Origin of the sequence: Streptomyces sp. NPDC002566 (assembly GCF_042889585.1) — a bacterium.
Classification (GTDB): domain Bacteria; phylum Actinomycetota; class Actinomycetes; order Streptomycetales; family Streptomycetaceae; genus Streptomyces.
In genome coordinates this window covers 1,431,520-1,451,357 of record NZ_JBIARD010000001.1, presented here as the reverse complement: position 1 = coordinate 1,451,357, position 19,838 = coordinate 1,431,520, and the positions used below count along the sequence as shown (strand labels likewise).

Annotated in this window: 15 protein-coding genes and 1 pseudogene; 5 read left to right on the top strand and 11 right to left on the bottom strand. The window is 74.5% G+C overall.

The window, feature by feature from the left end; genetic code table 11:
- Positions 1 to 29 precede the first annotated feature (29 nt).
- The 5 genes and pseudogenes from ACFYXA_RS06385 to ACFYXA_RS06365 form a co-directional block, all read right to left on the bottom strand.
- Positions 30 to 2,840, bottom strand: coding sequence for a hypothetical protein (locus ACFYXA_RS06385; RefSeq protein WP_389028657.1), 2,811 nt, complete (start codon positions 2,838 to 2,840; stop codon positions 30 to 32).
- A complete protein-coding gene (locus tag ACFYXA_RS06380) occupies positions 2,837 to 3,961 on the bottom strand; it encodes an AAA family ATPase (protein WP_351096702.1) in 1,125 nt (374 codons plus the stop codon). Before ACFYXA_RS06380 ends, ACFYXA_RS06385 begins: the two co-directional genes overlap by 4 nt.
- Positions 3,962 to 3,994: 33 nt before the next feature.
- Positions 3,995 to 5,443, bottom strand: coding sequence for a VWA domain-containing protein (locus tag ACFYXA_RS06375; protein ID WP_389029096.1), 1,449 nt, complete (start codon positions 5,441 to 5,443; stop codon positions 3,995 to 3,997).
- 8 nt (positions 5,444 to 5,451) lie between these two features.
- Positions 5,452 to 6,804 (bottom strand): hypothetical protein, encoded by a 1,353-nt coding sequence (locus tag ACFYXA_RS06370; protein ID WP_352251153.1) that lies wholly within the window; start codon positions 6,802 to 6,804, stop codon positions 5,452 to 5,454.
- 75 nt (positions 6,805 to 6,879) lie between these two features.
- Positions 6,880 to 7,353 (bottom strand): annotated as a pseudogene (locus ACFYXA_RS06365) (hypothetical protein); the annotation flags it as partial.
- A 256-nt stretch (positions 7,354 to 7,609) separates the two neighbouring features.
- On the opposite strand from ACFYXA_RS06365, the gene ACFYXA_RS06360 reads away from it, so the two are divergent.
- Complete coding sequence (locus tag ACFYXA_RS06360; RefSeq protein WP_389028653.1) at positions 7,610 to 9,883, top strand: ATP-binding protein; 2,274 nt, start codon at positions 7,610 to 7,612, stop codon at positions 9,881 to 9,883.
- 443 nt (positions 9,884 to 10,326) lie between these two features.
- Complete coding sequence (locus ACFYXA_RS06355) at positions 10,327 to 11,589, top strand: helix-turn-helix domain-containing protein (protein WP_389028650.1); 1,263 nt, start codon at positions 10,327 to 10,329, stop codon at positions 11,587 to 11,589.
- A 63-nt stretch (positions 11,590 to 11,652) separates the two neighbouring features.
- Here the strand turns inward: ACFYXA_RS06355 and ACFYXA_RS06350 are convergent, their stop codons facing one another.
- From ACFYXA_RS06350 to ACFYXA_RS06340, 3 genes are all read right to left on the bottom strand, one after another.
- On the bottom strand, positions 11,653 to 12,087 hold the full coding sequence (locus ACFYXA_RS06350; RefSeq protein ID WP_389028647.1) for a hypothetical protein: 435 nt from the start codon (positions 12,085 to 12,087) through the stop codon (positions 11,653 to 11,655).
- Positions 12,088 to 12,114: 27 nt separating this feature from the next.
- On the bottom strand, positions 12,115 to 12,762 hold the full coding sequence (locus ACFYXA_RS06345) for a flavin reductase family protein (protein WP_389028644.1): 648 nt from the start codon (positions 12,760 to 12,762) through the stop codon (positions 12,115 to 12,117).
- 78 nt (positions 12,763 to 12,840) lie between these two features.
- Positions 12,841 to 13,593 (bottom strand): ANTAR domain-containing protein, encoded by a 753-nt coding sequence (locus tag ACFYXA_RS06340; protein WP_389028641.1) that lies wholly within the window; start codon positions 13,591 to 13,593, stop codon positions 12,841 to 12,843.
- Between the two features lie 125 nt (positions 13,594 to 13,718).
- On the opposite strand from ACFYXA_RS06340, the gene ACFYXA_RS06335 reads away from it, so the two are divergent.
- Both ACFYXA_RS06335 and ACFYXA_RS06330 read left to right on the top strand, forming a co-directional pair.
- Entirely contained in the window at positions 13,719 to 14,060 is a 342-nt protein-coding gene (locus ACFYXA_RS06335) for a helix-turn-helix transcriptional regulator (RefSeq protein WP_389028638.1), read from the top strand.
- Between the two features lie 431 nt (positions 14,061 to 14,491).
- On the top strand, positions 14,492 to 16,558 hold the full coding sequence (locus ACFYXA_RS06330; RefSeq protein WP_389028635.1) for an NlpC/P60 family protein: 2,067 nt from the start codon (positions 14,492 to 14,494) through the stop codon (positions 16,556 to 16,558).
- Between the two features lie 112 nt (positions 16,559 to 16,670).
- On the opposite strand, the gene ACFYXA_RS06325 is transcribed toward ACFYXA_RS06330, so the two are convergent.
- Complete coding sequence (locus ACFYXA_RS06325; protein WP_352251111.1) at positions 16,671 to 16,844, bottom strand: hypothetical protein; 174 nt, start codon at positions 16,842 to 16,844, stop codon at positions 16,671 to 16,673.
- 357 nt (positions 16,845 to 17,201) lie between these two features.
- On the opposite strand from ACFYXA_RS06325, the gene ACFYXA_RS06320 reads away from it, so the two are divergent.
- Positions 17,202 to 17,837 carry a class I SAM-dependent methyltransferase gene (locus tag ACFYXA_RS06320; protein ID WP_352251109.1) on the top strand — a complete coding sequence of 212 codons (636 nt, stop codon included), beginning with the start codon at positions 17,202 to 17,204 and terminating at the stop codon, positions 17,835 to 17,837.
- Positions 17,838 to 17,852: 15 nt separating this feature from the next.
- Here the strand turns inward: ACFYXA_RS06320 and ACFYXA_RS06315 are convergent, their stop codons facing one another.
- On the bottom strand, positions 17,853 to 18,425 hold the full coding sequence (locus tag ACFYXA_RS06315) for a phosphatase PAP2 family protein (protein ID WP_351096724.1): 573 nt from the start codon (positions 18,423 to 18,425) through the stop codon (positions 17,853 to 17,855).
- Positions 18,418 to 19,797: a diacylglycerol/lipid kinase family protein gene (locus ACFYXA_RS06310; protein ID WP_389028630.1), complete on the bottom strand. Its 1,380-nt coding sequence runs from the start codon at positions 19,795 to 19,797 to the stop codon at positions 18,418 to 18,420. Before ACFYXA_RS06310 ends, ACFYXA_RS06315 begins: the two co-directional genes overlap by 8 nt.
- Positions 19,798 to 19,838: the final 41 nt, after the last annotated feature.

Below are 19,838 nucleotides of genomic sequence, written 5' to 3'. Positions count from 1 at the left end.
CGCCGTTCCGGCGGGGGCCCGTCGCGTGCTCAGCCCGCCGGGATCGCCAGCAGGGCCGCCAGTGCCTCGGTCGTGGCCGGGTGGTGGGTGAGGAGGGCGGTTCCGGGGGCCTCGGGACGGGGGGTGGTCGAGGTCGCCCAGGTGCCTGGGTAGGCCAGGTGGGCTGCGAGGGCGTCGCAGGTGGCGGGGTGGCTGGTGAGGAGGGCCAGGGGCTGGGTCGTGCCGGGCTCCGGAGCCGGGGGCAGGGCCGGCTGGTGGTCGTGGAGCCAGGGCGGGGTCCAGGCGTCCAGGTCCTGGAGACCGGGCGGGAAGAGGCGGGCGGCCTCGCGGATCAGGAGGGGGGCCAGCTCGGCGCCGTCGGCGCGCAGGGTGGTGATGAGGGTGGGCAGCCAGGGCAGCAGGACCGGGTCGGGGAGGCGGGCGAAGGCGTTCGACACGGCCTCCACGACGAAGTCGGCCAGCGCGGGCACCGGTTCGAGGGCGTGCAGGAAGCCGCTGAGGTAGCGCGGGTAGGCCGGCAGCGCCAGCGGGTCGGCCAGCAGGGCGTCGCAGCGGGAGCGCAGGTCCGGCCGGGACAGGGTGCCCAGGTGCGTCCGGGCCGCCCACAGCAGCGCCGTCCTGGACGGCTCCTCCGGGTGGCACTGGGCCAGGGCCAGTTCGAGCTGGGCCCTGTCGCAGCCGAGGGAGAGCGCGAGGTGCTCCATGCCGAACAGGAAGCCGAGCATGGCCCCGACCTGGCGCACGGTGGCGTCCTCGTCGGTGAACGCCGTGGGCAGCAGCGTGCAGTAGTGCGCGTAGCCGGTCTTGACGAACGACTCGATCCACGGCGGCAGCACCGGTTCGCTGGTGCGGTAGTGCGTCAGCAGTCTGCGGATCCGGCGCAGGACCTCCGGCGCGCCGTCGACGCTGCGCTCGCCCGACAGCACGTCGAGGGCCCGGGTGCCGAGTTCGTCGGCGAGGCGGCGGCTGCGCAGGTAGAGGATGGCGTCCTCGACGGTTTCCAGGACCTGGGCGGCCGTGGCCTGCGGGGCGTACGCCGTCCGCCGCAGCCGCTGCTCGAGGACCTGTTCGATGCTGACGCCCTCGTAGCCGAGCTCGATCAGGGCCCGCTCGTGGGTGCCGAGCGCCAGGTCCCACGACTCCTGGATGGGGCGCTCGCCGAAGCTGCGCTCACCCATGACGATCCGGGCCGCGCCCTGGGGCAGCAGACGGCGCAGCATCCACAGCACGTCGGAGCAGCGCTCCAGCTCGGGACGTGCGGCGATGTCGAGCAGGGCCCGCTGGACGCCCCGCTGCTGCAGTCTCAGGCCGAGCGGGGCGAGGCGGTCGTGCACGTCCCGGGCGAGGGGCGGCAGCGCGTCGTAGCCGACCCGGCCGATCCGGTCGCCGCCCATCATGATCTCGACCAGCCGGCGCACGTCCCGCCGCCCCGGCACGGCGTCCTTCTCGATGCAGGTGATCGCCGCGTCCTGGAAGTCGTACGGGGTGGGCTTGACGCGGTCGCGCATCCCGGCGAGCAGGATGGACGTCTCGAAGACGGCGATGGCGTCGGCGGTGGAGGCGAGGTAGCCGCTTCGCCGGGCGGCCCGCACGATGTCCACGGACCAGCCGAGCAGTTCGGCCTCGTCGAGCGGGTCGAGGGCGGGCGGCCGCTGGAGGAAGCCGGTGAGCCGGTCGGCGGGTCCGCTCGCGGACGCGGGTGCGGGGGCGGGGAGGGCCTTGCGCGCGCGGGTGCTCTTCTTCGCGCCCGCCTGGCCCGCCAGCCGGTACGGCTTGACGCCGGTCCGGTCGAGGTTCTTCGCCCACTGGGTCGCCGCGATGGACACCGAGCCGGCGGCCAGGCCGAACTGCGCCTCGATCGCGGCGTGGCTGGACGGGATCAGCCCGTGCAGCCACTTGGTGGGGGTGCGCGGGGTGATGGTGAAGGTGTCGCTGCCGTGCACGCCGAACTCGGCGACCCGGCTGGCCGCGTGGAACGCGCCGCACACGTACAGGCAGTCGGCGGGGTCGGTCCCGGTGGCGGCGAGGTGTTCGCGCATCCGGGTCCACATGTACCGTTCGCGGTCCTCGTCGACGCGCACCTGCCGCGCGTCGCCGGGGGCGAGCCGCCGGAAGAGGCTGCCGATGAGCAGCATGACCTGCCGGTAGGTGTCGTGGTCGCCGTCGCCGAGGGGTACTTCGACGTACTGGTGCCACCACTCCGACCAGTGCCGCACCCGGCCGTGGCGCAGCAGGTGCTCCTCCAGTTCGGCGAAGCGGGGCCGCAGGTCGCCGATCTCCACGCCGACGGCGTCGCCGTGCAGGGCGCTCTCCTCGTCGGCGGGCGGCGCGTCGGGGTCGGTCCCTTCGGCGGGCGGCGTCTGCCACTGGAAGACGTGGTCGGAGGAGCGGTCGACGAGGACGAGTTCCACGCCGGGGGTGTCGAGGGCGTAGGCGATCGCCTGGTACTCGGCGGACGCCTCGGTGACGGGGGCGACGACCGACAGCGGCGACCAGTCGGCGGGGAAGCCGTCGACCTCGCCGGCGAAGGCCTGGACGGCCACCGGGAGGCGGCAGTTGCGCAGTTCGGTCAGGAGCGGCGCCATGTCCTCGCACAGCTCCAGGTAGACCGCCTTCGGCTGCTTCTCGCGCAGCCGGCGTGCCATGGCGAGCGCGGACGCCGGTGAGTGGTGGCAGACCGGGAAGATCTCCAGCGGTTCGCGCACGGCGCGTTCGACGTCGTCGACGATGCCCCGCAGGATGCCCTCCAGGGCGCCGGGTCCGTCGGCGAAGGTGAGGGCGGCGTCGTGGAGTTGGCCGCGCAGCGCGTCGAAGGCGCCGCCGCTCGTGCCGCCGTTCACGACAGGGTCGCGATCGCGTCGCGGCCGCCCTCCAGGAACTCCGGCCAGGAGCCCCCTTGTTCCTTGCTGCGGGGTTCGACGACGCCGTGCAGGTACTTGTTGAGGATGGCGAGGTCCTCGGGCTCGCGGCGGGCGAGGGAGCCGACGAGGGAGGAGGCGAGGGTGTGCGCGGTGAGGGCGCGCTCGCCGAAGAAGTTGCTGTGCAGGATGGCGTCCTCCAGGACGCCGATCTGTTCGGCCGTGGACAGCGCGGACTCCAGTTTCTCGTCGTCGCTGCCGGCCGCGGCGGCGGAGGCGCGCAGGTCGGCGAAGCTCTGCAGCAGCACGTCCAGCAGGGTGGGCGGCACGTCCAGGTCGATGTGGTGGCGGCGCAGCAGCTCCTCGGTGCGGAAGCGGACGATCTCCGCCTCGCTCTTCTTGTTCGTCACCACGGGGATGCGGACGAAGTTGAAGCGGCGCTTGAGCGCGGAGGACAGGTCGTTGACGCCCCGGTCGCGGCTGTTGGCGGTGGCGATGACGGAGAAGCCGGGCTTGGCGAACACGATGTTGTCGGAGTCGCCGTCGCCGCCGAGTTCGGGGACGGAGATGTACTTCTCCGACAGGATCGAGATCAGCGCGTCCTGGACGTCGCTGGTGGACCGGGTGAGCTCCTCGAAGCGGCCGATGGAGCCGGCTTCCATCGCGGTCATGATGGGTGAGGGGATCATCGACTCGCGGGACTGTCCCTTGGCGATCACCATGGACACGTTCCACGAGTACTTGATGTGGTCCTCGGTGGTGCCGGCCGTGCCCTGCACGACGAGGGTGGAGTTGCGGCAGATCGCGGCGGACAGCAGCTCGGCCAGCCAGCTCTTGCCGGTGCCCGGGTCGCCGATGAGCAGCAGGCCGCGGTCGGAGGCGAGGGTGACGATGGAGCGCTCTACGAAGCTGCGGTCGCCGAACCACTTGGGCGCGATCTCCCGGTCGAGGCCGTCGGCGCGCTCGGAGCCGAGGATGAACAGCCGGACCATCTTGGGCGACAGCCGCCAGGAGAACGGCTTGGGGCTGTCGTCGACCGACTCCAGCCAGTCCAGTTCCTCGGCGTACTTGATCTCGGCGGGGGCGCGCAACAGGTCGGACATGTGAGGGCCTTTCACTTCGATGAGGGCGGTTGCCTAGACGAGGGACGACTTGAGCTCGTGGACGAGCTTGCGGACGTGACCCGATATCAGCGGTGTGCCGAGGGCCTTGAAGCGCTCCCGGAACCAGGGGTTGACCTCCTGCCGGCCGGAGCTGGTCACCGAGCCGACGGGAATGAACTTCACCCCGGAGCGGTGGACCTCTTCGATGCCCTCGAAGAGAGGCTGCGAGCGGTCGAACTCGTAGAAGTCGGAGATCCACACCATCACGGTGTTCCGCGGCTCGGTGATCTTCGGGCGGGCCATGGCCATCGCGACCGGGCCGTCGTTCCCGCCGCCCAGCCGGGTGCGCAGCAGCACCTCGAACGGGTCGTGCACCCAGGGGGTGAGGTCCAGCGCCCGCGTGTCGTACGCGATGAGGTGGACGTCGACCTTCGGCAGTCCGGCGAAGATCGAGGCGAGGATGGTGCAGTTGACCATGGAGTCGACCATGGAGCCGGACTGGTCGACGACCACGATCAGCCGCTGCGGTGTGGTCTTGCGGGCGGTGTGCCGGTAGTAGAGGCGGTCGACGTAGAGCCGTTCCTCCTCCGGACTGTAGTTGGTGAGGTTCTTCCAGATCGTGCGGTCGAGGTCCAGGTTGCGGTAGACCCGCTTGGGCGGGACCGAGCGGTCGATCGCGCCGACGGTGGCCTTCTCGACCTGGGTGCGCAGCACCTCGGCGACCTGGTCGACGAAGCGGCGGATGAGCGACTTGGCGTTGGCCAGGGCGACGCCGGACAGGTTGCTCTTGTCGCGCAGGAGCTGCTCGATGAGTGACATGCTCGGGGTGAGCTGTGCGGCGAGCGCGGGGTCGGCCAGGACTTCGCGCAGCCGCATGCGCTGGACCAGGTCGGCCTCCAGGGCGCCGAGTTCGGGTCCGATCTGCGGGACGATCCGGCTGAGGTCGGGCGTACCGGTGCCGCCGCCGGAACCGGTGGGGCCGGGGCCACGGCCGCCGTTGCGGCCGCCGCGCAGGTCGCCGGGCGCGCAGCCGAGGGCGCGCTCCAGCCAGCCGGCGTCGGACTGCCAGCGCGCGAGCTGTCCGGCGCTGACGGATCCGCTGCCGGTGGCGAAGACGTTGAGCAGCACCTTGGACACCAGGGCGGCGCGCCGCACCTCGGCGGGCCGGTCGCGTCCGGCGCCGGCGTCTTCGTCCTCCGCGCTTTCCGGCGGCTCGGGGGCCATCAGGCCGTCGAACTCGGCCGCCAGGGCCGGGTGGCGCTGCACGATCGAGTCGACGGAGGCCCTCGGGTCCAGCAGTGCGGCCGGCAGGCCGAGGTCCTTGACGACGGCGAGGCTCGCGGACTCCAGCGCGGCCTGCTCCTCGGGGTCGAAGAGACGGGCGAGCAGTCGCCAGTAGACGACCTGACGTCGGTTGTCGTGCGGGGCCGCCTCGCGGGGGTCCTCGTGCTCGACGGTGGGCCCGGTCGCCTCTTCGTTCATGGGCTCGGTCATTTGCGCAGCAGCCTCCCCGCCCGCTCCCGCAGCACGGTGACCGCGTCCGTCGCGGCCTTCTCCGCCCTGACGCCGGCCTTGTCGGCGGTGCCGCCGGCCCACGCCCCGGCCTGGACGGTCACGGTCTTCTTCCGCACGGTGGTCTCCACGGCGAGCGGCTGGACGCGGAACCGTCCGTCGTCCCAGCGGAGCAGGCCGAGGCAGGCGCCGGAGGCCTCGACGGCCTCGGGGGTGAGCGGTCCGGCGGCCGGTATGCGGTCGGTGTCGACGGCCAGGGTCCGACCGGCGACGATGAAGGCGAGCGTGTCGCCGTCCCGCCGGACGTCGTAGCCCTCCAGGAAGACCGGTTCGGCCAGCCGCGCGGGGTGCCGGTCCAGAGGCGGCGTCGGCGGGGCGGTCGCGGTCGGCAGGGCGACGCGGGCGGCGGCGAACGCGTCGGCGCTGTCGCCCGGGCGGGCGCGCTCGTCGTCCCAGAGCAGGTCGCCGCCGTCGGTGAGGGGCATGTCGGTGAGGTCCATGGCCCGGCCTTCGCCGAGGGCGGCCAGCAGCGACAGATGCGGGCGCAGGAGCTGCCAGACGCCGGCCGCGACGACCGTGTCGGGCTTCGGCGCGGACACGCCGGCGCGGACCAGGCGGGGCGGGCCGCCGTCGGCGGGTTCGAACACGGCGTGCACCTGGGCCTGTGCGGCGGTGGCGTGTTCGTGCAGGTCGACGCCGAGGGGCAGCAGTCGCCCGGTGGCCGGGGCCACGGCTGCCGGCTCGGCCGCGCCGGGCCGGGTGAGCAGCAGGGCGCGCGCCCACAGGTCGCCCCAGCGGCGTGCCGGGAACCGTTCCTGGCCGGCGCCGGGGCAGGAGGCGGCGAGTTCGGCGGCGAAGCCGTCGAGCAGCGTGGCCAGTCGGCGCAGGGCGGGGTCGGGGAGCATCGCGGAGACGATCGGGGCGGCCGCGCCGGCGAGTTCGTGGTCGAGGCCCTGCCAGCCGGTGCGGGCGAGGTCGGTGAGCCAGGTGCGGGCGGCCAGCAGCAGGTTGACCGTGCGCTGCTCGCCCGGTTCCGCCGCGGCGCTTTCGCCGCGGGTGCGGCCGGTGGCCTCGTCGACGCGGGCCGTCAGCGCGTCGTGGGCGGCGCCGAGCAGGGCGGTGCGGGCGGCGGCGAGGGCGAGGAAGTGGTCCTCGCTCGCGGCTCCGGCCGCCGCCTTCTCCGCCGCCTCGGCGACGCGGTCGGCCAGGGGTGTGCCGGCGACGGCGCGGGCGAGTTCCGCGAGGTCGGCGGCGCGGGCGGGCTGGGGGCGCAGCAGGCCCCCGGTGAGGGCGCGGTCGAGGGCGTCGACCGCCGCCAGGGCTTCGTCCAGGCCGTCGACAGGCTCGGCGAGGTACGCGGGGCCCTCTTCCTCGCCCGGGCCGCTCTCACGAGCGGCGTCGTCCGTCGCTTCCGCCCTGGTGGGCGCGAACCACTGCATCTCCGGCAAGGGGGTGGTGGCGGGCGCGAGTTCCAGGTAGGCGAGGTGGCGCAGGAAGCGGCTGAAGACGGGGGCCGCGAGCGTCTTCCCATCGGCCTGCGGGGGCCGGGCACCCGTCATGGCTGAGGTGAGGGACGCGGCGTCGCGCTCCGTGCCGTCGGCCGTCTCGACGCGCAGGTACCGGGCGACGCGCCGGGCGCCGTACTGCAGGACCGCCTCGGTGACCAGGGCGCGGATGTGGTTGCAGAACGAGCCGCGCGCGCCCCCGCACGGGCGGTTGTTGTTGGTGCTGCACGCGAACGCGTAGCTGCCGGCGGCCACCGACGACACATACACGCGTTCGATGTCCGAGCCGCTGGAGACGACGCCCTGGAGACGTCCGTCGGCCAGCTCGACGAAGGGGACCTTGGCGAGTTTGCGCGGCCGTGCGGGCGGCACCACCCGGGCCGTGCTCGACTTCTCCCAGTCAGACAACGCACCATCTCCTTTGCGCGCACAGCGGTGTCACGCCGTGTCGGCGCAGCACAGGGGGACTGTCACGCCCGATCCGGCGCGACAAGAACGAAACTACCGGCCACCACTGACAACGCCCCGGCGACGGCGGGCGCGGCATCCTTCGCGGTCCGCGCGCTCTCTTAGAATTCGCATGATCACGCCCGGGGGCGCGGAGGGGGCGTGACGGTCAGAAGGGGCGGGGTTGAGCGGGGAGCGGACGGCGTTCGGGGCGCTGTTGAGGGAGTTGCGGCTGTCCGCGTCGCAGACCATCGAGGGCCTGGCGGAGGCGTCGGGGGTGAGCGTGCGCGGCATCGGGGATCTGGAGCGCGGGCGGCGGGCGGCTCCGCAGCGGCGGACGGTCGCCGCGCTGGCGGACGGTCTGGGTCTGGACGAGGCGCTGCGGGAGCGGCTGCTGTCGGCGGCGCGGGCCGGGCGCACCGCCGGGTACAGCCCGGTGGGCGTGCGGGCGTTCCCGCGCGGCATCGACGACTTCGTGGGCCGCGAGGAGGAGCTGGGGCGGCTGGCGCTCCTCGCCGGCGGCGGACGCGACCGGCCGTCGGGGGCGGCGGGGCCTCCGGTGGTGGCCGTCTCCGGGGCGCCGGGCACGGGGAAGACGACGCTCGCGCTGCACGCCGCCCGGGATCTCGCCGACCGTTTCCCGGACGGGCAGCTGGTCGTCGACCTGCGGGGCACGGACGACGATCCGCCCGGCCCGGCCGAGCTGGTCCTCGGTGTGCTCAAGGCCTTCCAGGTGGCCGACCGCGACCTCGTCAAGGCGGGCCCGCAGGGTCATGTGGCGCTGTACCGGCGGCTGTCGGCCGAGCGGCGCTGTCTGCTGGTGCTGGACAACGCGCGTGACGAGGGGCAGGTGCGGCCGCTGCTGCCGGCGGCGGGCGGGGGCATGGTCGTGGTGACCAGCCGGCGGATGCTGACCGGGCTGGAGAGCGTGCACCGGCTGCCGTTGGGCGAACTCAGCCCGCGGGAGGCGGCGGCGTTCCTCGCCGCCCTCGTGGGAGCCGAGCGCGCCCAGGCCGATCCGGCCGCTCTCGCCGAGGTCGCCGAGCGGTGCGGGCATCTTCCGCTGGCCCTGCGGGTGGCGGGCAACTGGCTGGCCACCCGCACCGGTTGGACGGTGCGGCGGCTGGCGGACCGGCTCGCCGCCGACGAACGGCGGCTGGACGCGCTGGCCGCCGGCGACGTGCGCGTGGACGCCGCCTTCGACCTGTCGTACCGCCAACTCACCCCCTCCGCCGCCCGGTTGTTCCGGCGGCTCGCGCTGGTGCCCGGTCCGGACGTCGGGGCGGCCGGCGCGGCCGCGCTGACCGGGCGGCAGGTGTTCGACGCCGAGGACACCCTCGAGGAGCTGGTCGAGGCGGGGCTGCTGGGCACGGACGGCGACCGTTACCGGCTGCACGACCTGCTGCGGCTGTACGCCCGTTCCCGGCTGGAGGCCGAGGAGAGCGCGACGGAGGCCGGGGAGGCGCGGGCGGCCCTGTACCGGTGGCTGCTCGACACGGCGGTGGTCGCGGGCCGCTGGTTCGAGCCGGACCACGGCGCTCCCCCGCCCTCGTGGCGGGGCACGGTCGACCTGTCGGGCGCCGAGCCGGCCCGCCGGTGGCTCCAGGCCGAGGGCGCCAACTGGCTGGCGGCCCTGCGCGCCGCCGCGAGCGCCGGGGAGCACGCCACGGTGGTGGAGGTGGCCGAGGCGCTGCACTGGTTCTCCGACCAGTGGATCTTCTGGGGGCACTGGCCCGAGGTGTTCGGCGGCGCCGCCCGCAGTGCGCGTGCGCTGGCCGACCCGGTCCTGGTGGCGACGCACGTCAACTATCACGCGTGGGCGCTGCTCCTGTGCGAGGGCCGTCCCGGGGACAGTCTGGCGACCTCCGCCGAGGCCCTCGCCGCAGCGCGGGGCGCCGGGCACACCGGGCAGGAGGCGTGGGCCCACCTCTACCGGGGCTGGGCTCACCGGCAGTTGGAGGACCTCGCACCGGCCGCGGAGCATCTGTACCGCGCGGCCACGCTGTTCGAGGCCGTCGGGGACCGCCACGGCAGTCTCCAGGCCCAGTTGGGGCACGGGCTGATCCTCCGGGACCAGGGTCTGACGGAGGAGGCCGTCGAGGCGTACACACGTGTGCTCGTCTTCCTGGAGCGGTCCGGCGACCGGCTGGAACCGTACATCGCCGACACGGCCCGTATCTCGGTGCACGCGGGACTGGGCGGCGCCCACGCGGCGGCGGCACGGTGGGACCGGGCGGTCGACCACCTGAGCACCGCCGCGGCGATCTGCCGCCAGAACGGCAACGTGGCGCTGGAGAGCCGCCAACTCCTCCTGCTGGGAGAGGCGTTGCTGTCCGCAGGCCACCCGGAAGAGGCCCGGGAGGCCTTCACCCGCTGCGTCGGCCTCGGCCCCGACGCCGACCCGAAACCGGTCGCGAAGTCCCGCTCCCACCTGGATCGCCTCGCGGGCCTCCCGTAGGCCCGACTCACCGGCGCCGACGGGCACTTCCGCCTCGCCGGTGACGCCCGCGCTCCCCCGCCGCCGTCCTCATGCCGCCGCAGCGCGAGGACGCGGGCGGGGGAAAGCCGGGTGTCACCGGCGAGGGGGGATTCCCTCGTCGTGGTGCCATCCTCGGCCCTCTCGCTCCCCCGCGTCTTGTCCCGGAGCGCACCTCGCTGTCCCCACAGCGCACAACGCCCGCGGACCGGCGCCGCCTCGCGGTTTCTGCCTGCTTCCTGCCTGGAGGCCGATCGGGGCCGCTGCTTGGCTGGAAGCGGCGGGGATCTCCGGGCCGCAGCGTCGCCGCCCGCCCAGGCCATCGGCAGCACGGCGGCAACGGGTCCTACCCGGCCCTCGCCGCCCACGCGCGCCCCCTGGCTCCGAGGCTCCGCCGGTACCGCACAGGTGGAGAGGAGAACCAGGTGACCCTGGTGCTGACGACGGCTTCGGTCCCTGACGGGGACCAGCTCGCGTACTGGCGTGAAGCCCTGAACCGGACGCTGGGGCCCATGTCGGTGACCGCGCGCGGCGACGGGCCGTTCCGCGGCCGGATCGCCACCACCCGCCTGGGCCCGCTGCGGGTCTCCTCCCTGGACGCCGACCCGCAGCGTGCCGGCCGCACGCACCGGCACATCGCCCGGGCCGGCGCGGAGCACGTGGTGGTCGGCGTCCTGACGGCGGGCCGGGCGACGCTGGTCCAGGACGGCCGGAAGACCGACGTCGGCACGGGCGACCTCGTCGTCTACGACACGACGCGCCCGTACTCCCTCGACTGCCCGGAGCCCTTCTCCGCCCGCGTCGCGCACATGCCCCGCCGGATACCGGGGCTCGGCGAGGAGGAGCTGCGGCAGGTCACCGGCAGCGCGTTCGCCGCCTCGGAGGGTCCGGCCGCTCTGCTGGTGTCGTTCCTGACGGCGCTGACCTCCTCGGCGCCCGCCTGCTCCCCGGCGGTCGCGGCGCGGCTGGCCGCGAGCGTCGTGGACCTCTTCGGCACACTCGTCGACGTGCGGACGGGGCAGGGCGCGGAGGGGGACGCCGGCGCGCACGAGCACCTCGTCCGGCGCGTCCGCGCCCATATCGACGGCCACCTGCGCGACCCGGAGCTGTCCCCGCACACGGTCGCCTCCGCGCACCACATCTCCGTGCGCTATCTGCACCGGCTGTTCGAGCGCGAGGGCGTCACCGTCGCCCGGCTGATCCAGCAGCGCCGGCTGGCGGAGTGCGCCCGTGAACTGGGGCGCCGGGACGCGCCGGCGCCCACGGTGTCAGCGGTGGCCCAACGCTGGGGCTTCGCCAACCCCGCCCACTTCAGCCGGGTGTTCCGCGGGGCCTACGGCGTATCACCGCGCGAGTGGCGCGGACGGGACGCGCACGGCGGTCAGCCCGGTCACGGCGGGGGCAGTGGGCGGGACGCGCACGGCGGTCAGCCCGGTCACGGCGGGGGCGGTGAGCGGGACGCGCACGGCGGTCAGCCCGGTCACGGCGGGGGCGGTGAGCGGGACGCGCACGGCGGCCAGCCCGGTCACAGCGGACGCAACGAGCGGGACGCGCACGGCGGCCAGCCCGGTCACGGCGGGGGCGGTGAGCGGGACGCGCACGGCGGCCAGCCCGGTCACGGCGGGGGCGGTGAGCGGGTGTCACGCGCCGCACAGTCCGGGACCGGCGTCGCGCCACCCCGGGGCTGACCGCCCTGGACGGCCGCTCAGGCAGGCCCCCGCGGCCTCACAAGGAGCCCGCCGGATCGCTCCTCAGGCGGTCCGCGCCGCCCGGGAGGAGCCCGAGCCCGTGGCCCGGATGCGAAGGAGCGTCAGCGCGACGAGCGCCGCGCCCGCCGCCCCGGCCACGAGGGCGCGCTCGCTCGCGGACCACCGCGCCGCCCGGCCCCGGAGGGCCACGCGCTCACCCCTCCAGGCCCCCACCGAAAAGACCGACGCGGCGGAGCCGACCGACCCCGCGGACAGCACACTGCCGACCGAGAAGACCGACAGGGAGCTGCCGACGGAGCCGAGGGACAGCGCACTGCCCACGGACCCGACCGAGAGCACGCTGCCCACGGACCCGACGGAGAGCACACTGCCCACCGAGCCCACGGACAGGAGGGAGTCGACCGAGCCGATCGAGTACGCCGGCGTCGTCGACCGGCACGCGCGCCCGGAACCGTCGGCAGGATTGCGGATCGTCATACGCCGATCCTGTCAGAGCGCCCGCCGTCAGGCACCGTGCTCCCGGCCCGGACGGCCCGGCCGCCAGCCCTTCTTCGGCCAGTCGCGGTACGGGATGCGGGCCAGTTCGCGGACCTCGCCGACGGTGCTCCACTCGTCGCCGCCGAGCCGGGCGAGCGGCCGCAGCCGGCGGATGTCTGGGTGACCGTCGACGAGGACGTCCTCGTCGACGACGGCGTGGACGACCTGCCCGAGGACGAGCGTGGAGTTGCCGATGCCCAGGGTGGAGTGCAGTCGGCACTCCAGGGCGACCGGGGAGGCGGCCACGCGGGGCGGGGCGACCCGCAGGGAGGGTTCCCGCTCGATGCCGACGGCGTCGAACTCGTCCTCCTCCGCGGGGAAGTCGACGGCGCTGGCGTTGATCTGCTCGAACAGCGGCTCGGGGGCGAGGTTGACGACGAACTCGCCGGTGGCCTCGATGTTGCGGAGCGAGTCCTTGCGGCCCACGGAGGTGAACTGCACGATCGGCGGGTCGGTGCACGCGACGGTGAAGAAGGAGTGCGGGGCGAGGTTGGCGGTGACGCCGTCGGCGGACAGGGTCGACACCCAGGCGATGGGCCGGGGCACGACGACGGCGGTGAGCAGCCGGTAGAAGGCTCGCGAGCCCAGGACCTCGGGGTCGTGATCGATGCGCATGCCAGCCAGTTCTACCCGATGCCGGTGCGGACGCCGGAAGCGACTCCGGCCCCGGTCGCGTTGCGGCCGCTGCCGGGTTCAGCCGTCGGGGTGGGCGGTCCCGTCGTCGTCCGGCGGAGGCTCCGACCGCACCTTGGCGACCGCCGCCGCGATCTTCTCCTGCACGTCCTCCGCGGGCGGCGACCCCTGGACGGCGGCGACCAGCTCCCCCGCGAGCTGGTGGAGCTTGGTGTTGGTGTGCTGGGAGGCCTCGACCAGGACCCGCCAGGCGTCGTCCGCGCTGAGCGTGAAGGACGCCATGAGGATGCCGCGGGCGAGGTCGATGGCCGGCCGGGTCTCCATGGCCCGCCGCAGCTGGACCACCTCGATCCGCAACTGCTGCTCGACGCCGTCCGGGTGACGGGGGCCGTCGGGAGTGGGGGCGGGGGCGGTGAACAAGGTGTCCGTGGCGGTGAGGGCGAGCAGACGGGCGACGACCGGGCCGGCCGCCCGGAGCGCGACCGTCTTGCCCTGCTCGAGCCCCCGCTCGCGTGCACCGAGCAGCGCGTTGAGGGCGGAGCAGTCGCAGAAGTCCACCTCGCCGAGGTCCAGGTCGACGCCGTCGGCGGCCTCCGCCAGCGCCGAGCGCAGAACGTGCGCCAACCGCTCGCAGGCGTCCAGGTCGAGCTCCCCGCGCACGGCGACGACGACGCGGTCACCGTCCGGCTGGAGGGTGAACTGCGGGCCGCGCACCGCCGGAGCGCGGGGCTCGGAGCGTGCGGGGTCGCCCGTCTCCTCCCGTACGCAGCCGTCCCCGACAGCGGGGTCCGCCTCGTACGCAGCCTCAGACACGACCGCCTCCCCCGGTCACCCTTGCAGTGACACCAGATTCGCCCGGACGGCTGTCATACGTCAACCGATACATGAAATCGAGTTCCGGCGTTTCTATACATGAATCCTCGTCGTAGAATCGCCCCATGGAGGGAGTGCCTGAGCCGCATACCGGATGGACGTTCCTGACCAATCACGCCCGCGTGCTGGCGGTCATCGCCGACAACCGCACCGCGCGGATCCGTGACATCGCCGCGCACTGCCGGCTGACCGAACGTGCCGTCCAGAAAATCATTTCCGACCTGGAGCAGGACGGCTACCTGTCCCATCGACGGGAGGGACGCGGCAACACGTACCGGATCGAGCCGGGCAAGGTGCTGCGGCACCCGGCCGAGGCGGGGCTCACGGTGGCGTCCCTGCTCTCCCTGCTGATCCAGGACGAGGTGACCCGCATCCGCCGGCCCGAGCCGGAACCGCCCGGCGACTGAACCCCGTCCGACTCCGGGGGCACGCCCCGCCGCCCTGCGGCCCGCCGATACGGCCGGAATCGTTCGGGCCGCCCCCGGCGGGCCGCGGCCGCGCGTATCGGTCAAGTCGGGGCGAGCCAAACTTGGTTGCCGCCGGAAGAGACGAATGTCACGAATACGTATCGGACATTTAACGCTTCAATCTTCACACCAGGCACACAAGTTGGTTAGGTTGACGCCAGGCCGCACGACCGACTCCGGCGAACCCCGCCGGGCCGCGCGGCCACCGCCGAGTCCGTGGCACCAGTGGTACGGCCGGAGCCGGGGACCGATCATCCCCGGGGTGGACAACCGACCGTCCCACAGGGCGGCGAGCGCGGAGCGCCCGGTGCACGGGCCGCTCGCAGCCACCGCCCACTCGGCCGGCGGAGCACGGAAGGAGTACGTCTTCCATGGCGACGGATCGCACCCGCCCCTCGGGCAAGGGTTCCGCACGCATCGAGGACGCCGGCACGCCGAGCCGCGCGGAGATCCAGCAGCGGATCACCTCCCTCTACGACCGGGCGGAGAACGACTCGGGCACCTTCAATGCCACCCGCGCCATGAACAACGGCCCGCGCCGGACCGTCACTTCCGTAGCCAACAGCCCGCGCCGCGGGTCGGGCGACCCCTCGCTGGAGGCTGTGGCCCGGCAGTGGTTCGACGTGGCGCGCAACAAGATCGGACCGGTCACCGCCGCCGTCCTGCCCGCCGACCGCATGCCCGAGCGCCCCTCCCGTCCGCGTCCGCAGGAACCGGCGGGCTCCGAAGCCCTGCGGGAGTTGGAGGCGGCCGCGCGGGAGCTGTCGTCCAGACGTGAGCTGGAGGCCGGCGACCGGCAGCCGCCGGAGCTGACCGGCCGCTCCGTCGCCGCGCTGCCCGCCGTGCCCTCGCCCCGGGAGGAGCCCAAGGCTCTGCCGGCCGTGCCCGCCCAGGCCCCGGCAGCCCTTCCCTCCGGGTCCGCTGCCGCTCCCGCCGCGCCTCAGTCCTCGCTGCGCACGTCCAAGGAGCAGATCCGGCGCAAGCTCGACACCGCCCGTGAGGTGCTGGCTCGCGGTATCGCCCAGTCGACGGCGGCCCGCCCGGCCCTCGAGGCACCCCCGGCCGCGCAGACCTGGGACACCGGGGAGCTGCCCTCCTACCGGACGGCCACGACGAACACCTGGGACGGCCGCCAGACCGACGGCCCCACGACCGGCACGGGCCAGTTCCCCACGGTCGGCGGCCCCGGTACCGGCCAGATACCCACCGTCAACCCGACCAGCACGGGCCAGTTCCCGACCGTGGACCCCACCGGCACCGGCCAGTTCGCGGCCGTGACGACCACCGCCACGGGCCAGTTCCCCGCCGTCACCGCGACCGGCACCGGCCAGTTCCCGGCCGTCGGCGGCCCCAGCACCGGCCAGATACCGACCGTCAACCCGACCGGCACGGGCCAGTTCCCGACCGTGGACCCCACCGGCACCGGCCAGTTCGCGGCCGTGACGACCACCGGCACCGGCCAGTTCCCCGCCGTCACCGCGACCGGCACCGGCCAGTTCCCCGCCGTGGGCACTCCGGCCGCACCGGCAGCGCCGCCCGCCGCCCCGTCGGCCCGTGCTGCCGACCCCGGGCTGGGAGCGCCCGTGGGCGGGTTCCCGGCGCCCGAGACGGGCATCCTTGCGGCCAGTTACGGCGACCTGCTCGCGCCCCCGGCCGCGGGACTCCCGCCGCAGCAGCCGCAAGCCGCCGCCCCCGCCCAGGGGTTCGTGCTGCCGACCCCCCAAGTCCCGCTTCTCACCACCTCGTACGCCCCGGCGACTCCCGAAGTGACGTTGCCGACGCCCGAGTACGCCCCCGGAATGCCCGCGGCCGCGCCCGGATACGCACCGAACGCCCCGCAGACCGCCGCGCCCGCGTTCGCGACCCCTGCTCCTCAAGCAGCGCCCCCGGCACCCGCGTTCGCAGCCGCCGCGCCGCAAGCCGCTCCCCCGGCACCCGCGTTCGCCGCCGCGGCCCCTCAAGTCACGCTTCCCGCGCCCGAGTACGCCCCGCAGGCCGCCGCGCCTGCCGTGTCGGCCATGCCCGCCGTGCCCGCGGCCCCCGCCGGCGTCACCGCTCACGCCACCGGCGCCGTCTACCTCAGCAGGGCGGAGAAAGCGCTCGCGTTCGCCCGGGCGCAGTTGGGGCGGCCGTGTGTGTGGGGTGCGACGGGACCGGAGTCCTACGACTGCTCCAGCCTCACCCAGGCCGCGTGGCGGGCCGCCGGCGTGACGCTGCCGCGGTCGGCCGTGGACCAGGCGCGGGCGTTCACCTCGGTCGCCCTGGACGACCTGCGCGCCGGCGACCTCGTCTTCTTCCACGACGACCTGAACCACACGGGCCTGTGCACCGGCGACGGCATGATGATCCACGCACCCGGTCCGGGCGCGCGCATCCGCGAGGATTCCGTGCACAGCCTCGGCGAGGGAGCGCTGCGCGGCGCCGTACGCCCCGCCTGAGGACCTGTCCCGGCCTGGGGACCCGCTCCGGGCCGCCGGCAGCGGGACGGCCGCCGCACGCCTCGACACCGGCTGCGGCGGTGCACAGCCGGGGGGCGGTCGGGAACCGGACTCAGCGAGCCGCCGAGTCGGCGCGCATCTGCTCCCTGCGGGCGTTGTTGTAGGCGCGCAGGAGGTGCTTGGAGACCGCGCAGGGCACGGTGTCGAAGTGGCACTGGCGGCAGGTGCGGGCGTGCTCCTCGTAGGTGGCACGGGCCTGCTGCAGGGCTTCCTCGGGAGAGGGCATGGGAGTCCTCCGATCAGATACGGCGATGACCCAGGCGTGGGCTACTGACGAGTAGGTATACCTGGAATTGAGAGTGGATCATGTTACTGACGGTAGTGGAAACTCTGATTCCGGCCGCTTCCGACGCCCCGGTCCCGACAAAGGCCTGATTTCAACGGGTCGATGGGCGGACCGGCCGCGCGGCACCGTGAGCAGTGTCACTCTCCGTATAGCCACGCACTCCCCGCTCCGCCCCGTTGTGAGCCCCCGTCAGGAATGCGACGATGCGCGTCCGGGCGCACACCGCAACCGCGCACACCACACCCACGCACGACATCCACGTCCACGACATCCGCCCGAACGACGGGGAGGCCCGACTTGACCGGTGAGCACGACGCACGACGCGCCGCGGCGGTGTTCGACGCGCTGGGATCCGCGTACGAGAAGGCGTTCGCGCACTCCGCCCCGCACCGGCGGTCGCTGGAGTGGCTGCTCGGGCGGCTCACGCCGGGCAGCCGGGTGCTGGACGTCGGCAGCGGGACGGGCCGGCCGACGGCCGCCACCCTGGCCGCGGCAGGCCATGGCGTCCTGGGCGTCGACGTCTCCCCCGTCATGGTCGACCTCGCCGCCCGGCAGGTCCCTCAGGCCGCCTTCCGCTGCGCCGACGTACGGGAACTGCCGCTGGAGGAGGGCTCGTTCGACGCGGTCTGCGTCTACTTCTCGCTGCTCCAGCTGGACCGCGCCGAGCAGGCCGCCCTGATCGGCCGGCTGGCGCGGGCGGTGCGGCACGGGGGCAGCCTCGTGCTGGCGACCGTACCGCTGGACGTGGAGGGCGTGGACGCCGTCTTCATGGGGCAGCCGGTGCGGGTGACCAGCTTCGCCGGCCCGGACCTCGTCGAGACGGTGACCAGGGCCGGCCTGACGGTGCTGGCCGAGGAGAACGCCCTGTTCACCCCGGACCACCCCGAGGCCGTCCCCGAGCCCCATGTGTTCCTGCACTGCGAACGCCCCTGACCCAGGGGCGCCCGCTCAGTCGTCGAAGCGGGCCGCCACCGCGAGGACCAGGGCCGCCGAACCGGTGCCCAGCAGCGCGCCGGCCACGACGTCGCCCGGGTAGTGCACGCCGGTGTGGACGCGCGAGTAGCCGACCGCGCAGGCCAGCAGGCCGAGCGGGACCGCGGCGGCGGGCAGGCCCGGGCCGACGGCCGCGGCGAAGGCGACCGCCGAGGCGGTGTGCCCGGACGGGAAGGACGCGGAGTCCGGCATCGGCACGTGCCGCCCGGGGAACGGCGAGTCGACGGCCCGGTGCGGGCGGGGGCGGCGTACCAGCCGCTTGCCGAGCAGGTTGGCGCCCGCCGAGGCCACGCCGATGGCGGCGACGCCCAGCACGGCGGCGCGGCGGGTGCGTCCGCCCCGCAGGGCGAGGCCGGCGGCGACCGCGAAGGAGATCTTGGAGTGGTCGGCGGCCCCGGACAGCCGGCGCAGCGCGGTGTCCAGGGTGGGCGTCCTGGTCACCGTGACCGTCTCGTACAGGGCCCGGTCCAGGGTGGCCAGGTCACGGACCAGGCTCACGGCGGAGAACTTCGGCGAGCGGTCAGACATCGTAGGAGTCCTTGATCGTGCGGGGGTCGGGATGGCCGAGGGCGAGGCGGACGATACGCCGCCAGTCGACCGCGGGCGGGGCGTAGGCGGCGCCGGGCCGGTGCCGGGGCACCCGGACGCGGAGCACGCCGGCGCGCACCGAGCAGACGACCGGCGTGGGCAGTTCCAGGGCCTCGCCGTCGACGGCGACGGGGATGCGGTCCCGGTCGGCGTCGACGGTCACGCGCAGGGAGGTGAGCGAGGTGATGCCGCTGGCCCGCTCGCCGAGCAGGGCCAGCTCGGCGGCCTGGGCGGCGCTGTCCACCCGTACCCCGATCACGCCGAGGAGACCGGCGTCCAGCCGGGGCCGGCGGCCGCCGCCGAGCGGGTCGGCGCGGGCGTAGGGGTTGTTGCTGACGAGGAGGGCCTGCGGGGCCTGGACGCGGGAGTCGTCGGTGCGCACGTCCAGGGTGGCGCCGCCGTCGCCCGCGAGCAGCTCGGGCAGGTGTTCCAGCGCGGTGGCGGCCTTGGCGTCGCGGTATTCGGGGCTCTGCACGATCTCCGCGTACGCCCCGAAGGACACGGTGTTAACGAAGGGCCGCCCGCTGACGTCGCCGAGGTCGACGCGGAGTTCCACGCCCTCGGTGAGGGCGTCGAGGCTGCGCACGGGGTCGGTGCGGTCCAGGCCGAGGTCCATGGCGAAGTGGTTGCGGGTGCCGGCGGCGATGACCAGGAAGGGGACGCCGTGTTCGGCGGCGACCGCCGCGACGAGCGCCTGGGTGCCGTCGCCGCCCGCCACGCCGAGCAGGTCGGCGCCGTCGGCGATGGCCTGCCGGGCCACCGCGGTGGGGTCGACGTAGGTGTCCTGGCCGAGAAGGATCACCCGGGCGCCGAGCTTCTCCGCCTGTTCGACGAGGCCGAACCGCTCGACCTTGCCGCCGCCCGACCGCACGTTCATGATCAGCACCGGGCGGCGGGGCCGCGGCGTCCTGCGGGTGTGCATGCCGCGCGGGCGGCGCAGGAGGCGCAGTGCGGTCCGCGCGGAGGCGAGAGCGGCCGCCCACAGCGCGACCGCGCCCACGGCGACCACCCACAACCCCGACGCGGCGTACAGCACCAGCACGGCGATCGGGGCGGCGACGGCCAGCAGGGCGCCGAGCAGCCGGGCGCCGCCGCGCCGGGCCAGCATCCACCACACACCGGCCCCGGCGACCGCCAGCCCGGCGAACCCGATGAGCAGGACCAGCCAGCCGCCGGATCCGGCGCCGGCCGCGACCACCGCCGCGCAGCCGGCGAGCATCAGCAGCGCGAGCCGCGCCCAGCCGCGGGCGCGGCCGATCCCGGTGGACGGCCGGGCCTCGGCCTTGGGTCTGGTGGCACTCGTCTCGTTCACCCTGCGCCTGCCATGGTCCGAGCCCCCTGTTTCAAGCTGTT